Source organism: Alistipes sp. AF48-12, assembly GCF_003477565.1.
Taxonomy (GTDB): Bacteria; Bacteroidota; Bacteroidia; order Bacteroidales; family Rikenellaceae; genus Alistipes_A; species Alistipes_A hominis.
Genome location: NZ_QUDJ01000005.1, coordinates 160,862 through 164,833, shown reverse-complemented (window position 1 = coordinate 164,833; position 3,972 = coordinate 160,862). Strand labels below are relative to the sequence as shown.

Genomic DNA, 3,972 nt, shown 5'->3' with positions numbered 1-3,972 from the left:
TGAATCCGCGCGGCCAGTTCGGGACAGATTCCCGTCGCGGGGTCTTTCGCGGCTTCGATCATGTGCGGCCGTTCCAGACCGATGCGGCGGGCCAGCTCGTTCACGCACAGCGTTTCGTTTTTAAGTATCGTGACGATGCGATCCCACGAAGGGGATTGAATGATTTTTTTCATCAGGCGATTCGATAATTGAAATGACGGAATGGGTGAATTATCTGCGCCCGAGGATATTTACGGCAAAACCGGATAGATTCGCAAAGTCCGGTAACGGCATAAAAAGAGGGCGCAGGGACTTATATTCTCTAACTGTAGGTCTTAGGAAACCTTAAATCGGAAAATTGCCCTACGCCCAAGTTAGCCTTGACACAAACGGTCAAGGCATAACATGGACTGGCAACTTTTATACCCGATTTAAACAACCTCATTACAGAGGCTTCCTAAGTTTACAGTTAGGCATAAAGAGTTGTTTACCCTTTATAATTTGCAGTTTTACTGCAAATTTATCGTCTATGTCGTATTACAATGTTTCCACAAAGATAACATAACTTTTTTATTTGATGTTGGTTAAAATGATTCCTTATTGAAAACAAAGATACAATATATTTTCCAACAATTACAGTACTGTCGTTATTAAAACACTCATTTTCTCCGGTTCTTTGTTAAATATGGGACGGGAAAGATATGATTACGAATTGTTGAAATGGACCGCCGATAGGCTAAAAGCACTACGGGAAGAGCGAGGTTTGTCCCAAGAAACAGTTTATTTTCATACCAATATTAATATCGGCAGAATAGAAATCGGCAAATCCAATATTTCATTGACATCATTGTCTATTTTGTGTAAATACTTCGGCATCTCCATTGAAGATTTTTTCAAAGGAATTTCGACAGAACAAGCAGGATAACCGCAAAGTAATAGATAGATACATACGCATATGTCGCGTATCGAAACAAGAAAAGTCAATTTTACAATTAGAACTTTATATAAAATTTCTATTGCACTCAATGTAAAATTAAAAGATATTATCGACATTGACGAATAATGATTTTATAAACACATTTTCAGCAACTTACCAGACACTACAATCGGGAAAAGCATAAAAGAAGGCGCATTTGCAGCTTCTAACAGTGAGGTATTGGGATACCCTGAATCGAAAGCTGTCCTGCGCCCTTGCCGGCCCCGACGCGCCGAATTGCCGACGACCGGGCCGGCAAGCAGACGCAATGCGGCGAAACGCTCCCCTTTTGGCACGAAAACTGAAAGATTCGAAAAACGTATTTTCGAATTTCCCGACACGATGGCTAAAAGCAAAAACATTACGACCATGCAACTCGCGCTGATGACGGCCGCCGCCGTAATCAGCCTGCGGGGACTGCCGATGATGGCGCAGGAAGAACTTACGATGTTCTTCTACATTTTTTTCGCTACGTTCCTGTTCCTTATCCCCGCCGCGCTGGTCGGGGCCGAGCTGGGCAGCGCCTTCGCCTCCCGGGGCGGCGGCGTCTATTCGTGGGTCAAAGAGGCTTTCAATCCGCACATGGGGTTCACGGCGATCTTCCTCCAATGGATTCAGAACGTGGTATGGTATCCCACCGTGCTGGGATTCGCCGCGGCGTCGATCGCCTACATGATCGGGATGCCCGCCCTCGCGCAGAACGGCGTTTTCGTCGGACTGTTTTCGATCGTCATGTATTGGGCGGCCACGTGGGTGACCCTGAGGGGCACGGCGACCGCTTCCGGCCTGACGAGCAAGGGATTCCTGATCGGGACGGTGCTTCCGGGCGTGGTGATCGTGGCGATGGCGCTGGCGTGGATCGCCGGCGGTAATGAAATCGCGTTCGAACACATCCCGGCGAGCGTTTCGCAGGTCGTAAGCGCCGACGCGACGCAGCACGCGCACCCCCGCCTTTTCCCGCACATCACGGGCATGAGCGACATCGCGTTCCTGGCGGGTATCCTGCTGCTTTTCGCCGGCGTCGAAGTGCACGCGGTGCACGCTCCCGAACTCAAAGAGCCGCAGAAACAGTTTCCGAAAGCCATGTTCCTGGCCGCGCTGATCTCCTTCGGGCTTTTCACGCTCGGCTCGCTGGCCGTAGCCGTCATTACGCCGTACGACCAGATCAACCTCCAATCGGGACTGTTCACGACGTTCGACATCGTATTCAAGCACTACCGCGTCGGCTGGCTCACGAACGTCATGAGCCTGCTGATCGCTTTCGGCGTCCTGGCGGGCGTGATGTCGTGGATATCGGGCCCCAGCCGGGGCCTGCTCTGGACGGCCAAAGAGGGCCAATTGCCCGAATTTATGAAAAAGACCAACAAGAACGGCGTCCAGGTCAACATCCTGGTGATCCAAGGCTGTATCGTCTCGGTGCTCTCGTCGCTGTACATCGTGATGAAAGACGTAAGCGTCGCCTTTTTCCTACTGAGCGCCCTCACCATCGGGCTCTACCTGATTATGTACATGATGATGTACGCCGCAGGCATCCGCCTGCGCTATACGCAGCCCGACCTGCCCCGCAGCTACCGCGTGCCGGGAGGCAACGCCGGGATGTGGTGCATCGGCGGCGGCGGATTCCTCGCCGTGCTGTTCGCATTCACCGTAACGTTCTTCCCGCCGTCTCAGTTGCCGGTAGGCAGCCCGGCGCTCTATACGGGGCTGGTCGTCGCGGGCACGGTCGTATTCCTGGCCATCCCGATCGTCATCAGCGTCGCAATGGGCCGCCGGGCGCGGAAAACCGGCAGCCGTCGAAATAAAAAATTCCGGAAACGCTTTCCGGACAGTCGTTCCCCCTTCCGACGCATCGCTGCCGGAAGGGGGAACCGTCATTCCGGACAAGCCGGAAAGGTGCGGACAGGCCGCGCCGCAAACGGCGGTTTCGCTCCCCTGGCTTACCCGCTCCTCGCTTCCCCGCGTCATGGACGATCCGAATTTACAGCACCAAGGACGCCCCGCCCCGTTTATAAAAAACGAAACGATCTTGCTTTTCATTAAAATGATTTTTATATTTAGAATCGTTTTATTTTAATAACGCAAAACAAACAGATTTCATCGTTTCCCGGCAAAATAGATCCGGTATGGAAAAGACAATTTTGATAACCGTTTTTTCAATCCTTCTGGGAACCGTCGCTTTTTCGCAAAGTACTCGGTTCCTGAAAAGAGTCGAAAACAATTACAGCAGCGATCTCGTCCGCTTGAACGGAAAGCCGGACGGGTATTTCAATCTCGACAGCAAAACAGAAGTCGAGAAACTCTTTTTCGGAGACATTAACGCCGGAATCGAATTTTATGTCTCCCCCTCGACTGAAGCGAACTACGGTTTTCGCATCCTAAAAAAGCCATCAGACGGATCGTATACCCTTGAAGTAAAACGAATTTCCAACTGGAAGGAAGTAGAAACCGAACTTCGGGAAGAATTTCCATGGCAACGCGCTTCCGCCAATCGCTACATATCCGAAGATTCCAGCGTACGATTGGCGCAGCACAACCAAGCAATGCTTGCCGAACGCGAGAAAGAGCGGCCCAAACGTTACCAGGTCGAAACCGAATCCATCCCGGTAACCGATTCATTTGCCGAAAAGCTACACGAAAGATTCGTCTCCTCGATCGATCATTTCAAGGGAACGGGACGGCCCGGGAAAGTGCTCGACGGCGAAGAAACGACATTCCGGTGTGTCGTCGGCGACGACGTATGGACGCTGACCGTCAGCAAGACCGAAGGAAACATCCTCGAACTGTCCGATCTGTGCAAACGAATCATCGAAGACGCGGAAGCGGGCCGATTCGACGAATCGAAGTATATCGGACGGCTGGAAGACTACGGGCAGGAGGACTGCAACTAAGACAATCTAAGAAGCTGCCAGGATCGCAGGCATATTGCAAAAGACGGAGCCCCCGTTTTTTCATTTAATGAAATAGCTAAGATTTCAATTTCAAGCCATAAAAAACAAGACGGCATTGTTTTACGTTAA

2 protein-coding genes and 1 pseudogene are annotated in these 3,972 nt (G+C 51.0%); all 3 read left to right on the top strand.

From position 1 onward, the window contains the following. Positions 1-664: 664 nt before the first annotated feature. The 3 genes and pseudogenes from DW082_RS04865 (at position 665) to DW082_RS04855 (ending at position 3,843) form a co-directional block, all read left to right on the top strand. The gene (locus DW082_RS04865) at positions 665-904 is read left to right on the top strand and encodes a helix-turn-helix domain-containing protein (RefSeq protein ID WP_101572754.1); all 240 of its coding nucleotides are present in this window, start codon (positions 665-667) and stop codon (positions 902-904) included. Between the two features lie 393 nt (positions 905-1,297). Continuing rightward, positions 1,298-2,737: pseudogene (locus DW082_RS04860) on the top strand (amino acid permease); the annotation flags it as partial. Between the two features lie 341 nt (positions 2,738-3,078). Next, positions 3,079-3,843, top strand: a complete 765-nt coding sequence (locus tag DW082_RS04855) for a hypothetical protein (protein ID WP_118457606.1) — start codon at positions 3,079-3,081, stop codon at positions 3,841-3,843. Positions 3,844-3,972 lie beyond the last annotated feature (129 nt).